This window comes from Pontibacterium sp. (assembly GCF_041587635.1).
GTDB lineage: Bacteria > Pseudomonadota > Gammaproteobacteria > Pseudomonadales > Balneatricaceae > Pontibacterium.
Window position 1 is genome coordinate 1 of the sequence record NZ_JBFGYC010000349.1, and the last position, 4,382, is coordinate 4,382.

The 4,382-nt window shown below is 50.0% G+C and carries 3 protein-coding genes; all 3 read left to right on the plus strand.

Features of this window, described 5'->3' with window-relative positions; all coding sequences use genetic code 11:
• Positions 1–1,830: endopeptidase La (gene lon, locus ABYW01_RS15160; protein WP_372834210.1), on the plus strand; the 1,830-nt coding region annotated here is incomplete at its 5' end.
• A gap of 135 nt (positions 1,831–1,965) precedes the next feature.
• Positions 1,966–2,241, plus strand: coding sequence for an HU family DNA-binding protein (locus ABYW01_RS15165; RefSeq protein WP_193955164.1), 276 nt, complete (start codon positions 1,966–1,968; stop codon positions 2,239–2,241).
• A gap of 264 nt (positions 2,242–2,505) precedes the next feature.
• On the plus strand, positions 2,506–4,382 hold a 1,877-nt coding region (locus ABYW01_RS15170), incomplete at its 3' end, for a SurA N-terminal domain-containing protein (protein WP_372834212.1).

A 4,382-nucleotide genomic window follows, 5' to 3' on the forward strand; every position in this document is an offset into this window, starting at 1 on the left:
ATGAGCAAGATCGAGGGCGAGATCGACCTGATGCAGATCGAGAAACGCATTCGCGGCCGCGTCAAGCAACAAATGGAGAAGAGCCAGCGCGAGTATTATCTGAATGAGCAAATGAAAGCGATTCAGAAAGAGCTGGGAGACATGGATGAGACCGGTTCCAATGATATGGAACAGCTCAAACAGCGCATTGAAGAAGCGGGTATGCCGCAGGAAGCTCTGGATAAAACCATGAGTGAGTACAACAAGCTGAAGATGATGTCACCGATGTCAGCTGAAGCGACCGTTGTACGCGGTTATATCGATTGGATGCTGCTGATTCCATGGACCAAGCGCTCTAAAGTGCGCCATGACATGAAGCGTGCGGAAAAGATCCTGAACGAAGATCACTACGGTCTGGAAGAGGTGAAAGATCGCATTCTGGAATACTTGGCAGTTCAGCGCCGAGTGAAGAAACTTAAAGGCCCGATTCTGTGTCTGGTTGGACCTCCGGGTGTGGGTAAAACCTCACTGGGCCGTTCTATTGCTCGTGCGACCAACCGTAAATACGTGCGGATGGCGCTGGGTGGCGTACGTGATGAGGCGGAAATTCGTGGTCACCGTCGCACTTACATCGGCTCAATGCCAGGTAAGCTCGTGCAGAAAATGTCTAAGGTTGGCGTGAAAAACCCGCTGTTCCTGCTCGATGAAATCGACAAGATGGGCATGGACCACCGAGGTGATCCAGCGTCTGCGTTGTTGGAAGTGCTTGATCCAGAACAGAACAACACGTTCAACGATCACTATCTGGAAGTCGATTATGATCTGTCGGACGTGATGTTTGTGTGTACGTCCAATTCTATGAATATTCCGGGTCCTCTGCTGGATCGAATGGAATTAATTCGTATTCCGGGCTACACCGAAGACGAAAAACTGAATATTGCACGTAAATATCTGATTCCTAAGCAGCTTAAGAATAACGGTCTGAAGGAAAAAGAGGTTACAATCGAGGATTCTGCCGTTGAAGGCTTGATTCGATACTACACGCGTGAAGCGGGTGTACGTGGCCTTGAGCGTGAAATTGCCAAGTTGTGCCGTAAGGTCGTCAAGCAGTTGGCATTGGCTGACAGTAGTGAATTGCCAATCGCCATTGGTGAAGATCAGCTCGAAGATTATTCCGGTGTGAAGAAACACAAATTTGGAATGGCGGAAGAGCAGGATCTGGTTGGTCATGTGACAGGCCTGGCGTGGACGCAGGTTGGTGGCGATATACTGAGTATCGAAGGTGCAGTTGTGCCGGGTAAAGGTCGACAGGTCACAACCGGTAGCTTGGGCGATGTGATGAAAGAGTCGATTCAGGCGGCACTGACGGTTGTGCGTAATCGTGCTGATACCTTGGGTATTAAGCCTGACTTCCATGAGAAGAACGATATTCATATCCATGTGCCAGAAGGTGCGACACCTAAAGACGGTCCAAGTGCGGGTATTGGCATGTGCACAGCACTGGTATCTGTACTAACAAATATTCCGGTCCGCTCTAATGTAGCGATGACGGGTGAAATTACGTTGCGTGGACAGGTTCTGCCCATTGGCGGACTGAAGGAAAAACTGCTGGCGGCTCACCGTGGTGGCATCAAGACAGTGATTATTCCAGAAGAAAATGAACGTGATTTGAAAGAAATTCCGGCCAATATCAAAGCAGATCTTGATATTAAGCCGGTTAGATGGATCGACGAGGTTCTGGAGATTGCGCTGAAGTATCAGCCGGAACCTTTGCAGGGTGAAGCAGAAGAAGATGTTTCTGGCAAGAAGAAATCAGCAAAAAATGAGCATGGGCAAATAAAGGCACATTAGGTAAATCAAGGGGTAGAAAGGCGTTGAAGCTTGTTGACACCCCTTTCTGCCTGTTGGTATAAAATGCCAAGACCATCTTGCTGGACTGGATTTTTTAGATATAACAACTAGATCTTTTCGATAAAGGGGAACAATGTGAATAAGTCTGAACTGATCGACGCGATTGCGGCTTCTGCTGACATCTCTAAAGCTGCTGCGGGTCGTGCTCTGGACGCTACTCTGGAAGCTGTAACTGGTGCTCTGCAGGAAGGAGATTCTGTTGCGCTGGTAGGTTTTGGTACTTTTGCTGTGAAAGAGCGTGCTGCGCGTACGGGTCGTAACCCTCAGACCGGTAAGCCAATCGAGATTGCTGCAGCTACACTGCCTACCTTCAAACCAGGTAAGGCTCTGAAAGACGCAGTAAACAAGTAAAACCCGGTAGCGTCGGGGTTTTACTATAGGTTCGGACCAGAAAAGGCTCATTGCTATTCTGACCGCTCCGCCAATGTTCTCGTGGAAGGGGGCATCAAGGAATGCAGAGGTACTACAAATTGTGTATTACACCCTGCGTTCCTTTAAACCGGTTGGTATCATTGCGACATTTGCCGGTTTCAAAATTGTAGAAAAGGCGCATTCCTGTTTTAGGGGTGCGCCTTTTTTGTTTGTTACATGATTTGCCAGGATTCTTAAAGCACCATGCTGCAATCGATTCGGAATAACTCTCAAGGCATTATCGCAAAGGTGATTGTTGGCCTGATCGCTGTTACTTTTGCTCTGTTCGGTGTTGAGTCACTTGTTAGCCTGACAGGTGGCAGCAATGCGCCAGCGACAGTCAACGGAGAAGAGGTCAGTGAGCGACAGTTGCTGCAGGGCGTAGAGCTACAGCGTCGCCAGCTACTTAATCAAATGGGAGAGAACGCCGATCCAACGCTGTTGGACGATAACGTTATCAGCAAAATGGTGCTGGACGGTTTGATCGAACAGGCGGTGCTGACTCAGGCTGCCGGTGCGCAGGAGATGGTGTTTAGCGACCGTATGATCGACCAGATGCTGGTCAGCACACCAAGCTTTCAGGTAGACGGTAAATTTGACCGTGTACAGTTTGAGTCCGTGTTGCGTAACGCAGGCCTGTCTCCGCTGATGTATCGTGATCTGGTGCGTAAAGAGAAAGTGGTTGAGCAGCTGCGTACCGGTTACCTGCTGTCTTCGTTCTCTCTGGAATCTGATCTGACGCGTGTTATAGAGCTGGATCAGCAGACCCGAGATCTGAGCTACTTCGAGCTGGATGCAGATAAAGTACAGGCAGGTATCCAGATTGATGAGCAGGATGCTAAGCAGTACTTTGATGATAACCGTGCGTCATACAAGACCGAAGAGCAGGTGGTTGTAGAGTACCTGTTGCTGGATAAGGTCAAAATGCTGGATGAAGTGAAAGTCGATGACGACGAGATTCAGCAGAAATATCAGGCGTTGGTTGATAATTTCGAAGGACAGGAGGAGCGTCAAGCGTCTCATATCCTGATCGAAATCTCCGATAGCCGCGATGCCGGTGATGCAGAAACAAAAGCGAAAGAGATCGCCCAGCGTATCGCAGCAGGTGAAGACTTCGCAGAGCTGGCAAAAGCAGAATCCGACGACCCGGGTTCGGCTGAAAATGGCGGTGATCTGGGCTTCAATGGTAAAGGGTTGTTTGTACCGGAATTTGATGAAGCATTGTTTGCCCTGGAGAAAGGACAGGTTTCAGAGCCTGTACTCACTGACTTCGGTTATCACATCATCAAGCTGATCGATGTGAAAGCGACTGAAGCACCTAGCTTCGAGCAGGCTCAGAACGATATTAAATTTGATCTGATGCGTGAAAAGGTAGAAGCAATCTATGTTGATCGCATGGAGCGTCTGGCCGATCTGAGCTTCTCTTCAGGTGATCTGGTTGAACCGGCGGAAGCACTGGAGCTGGAAATCGTCACCAGCGAACCGTTTACCCGTCTGGGTGGCGAAGATGACATAACCGGTAACAACCGTGTTGTTGCTGCTGCGTTTGGAGACGAGCTGCTGAAAGAAGGTGTGAACAGTACGCCGCTGGAGCTGGATTCTTCTCGGGCGGTTGTTGTGCGTGTTAAGGAGCATCTGAAACCACGCGAGCAGGCTTACGATGAAGTATCAGAGCAGGTGAATGCAGAATTGTTGAAGGCACGTGTATCTGACGCGTTGGATGCGAAAGTTGCTGATATTCTGGTCGCGTTGAACGGTGGTCAGACTTTAGCCTCTCAGGCTGACGGCAGCGAAGTTAAATCTCTGCCAGCCGTGAATCGTGCTCAGCGCGATCTGCCAGCAGAAGTATTGCAGGAAGCGTTTAAAGTGCCTCATCCGGCTGAAGGCGGCGCTGAGTACGCATCTGTTGCGTTGGGTGATGGTGGTCGTGCGGTGCTCGCTGTAACCGGCGTCCAGCAGGGGGCTGCTGGCGAGATGGACGAACAGGAGCGTACAACGATGCGCGCTGTGCTGGGTTCGCGTAATGGTCAGTACGACTATCAAGACCTGCTGACCGAGCTGAACGCGAAAGCTGAGGTTGA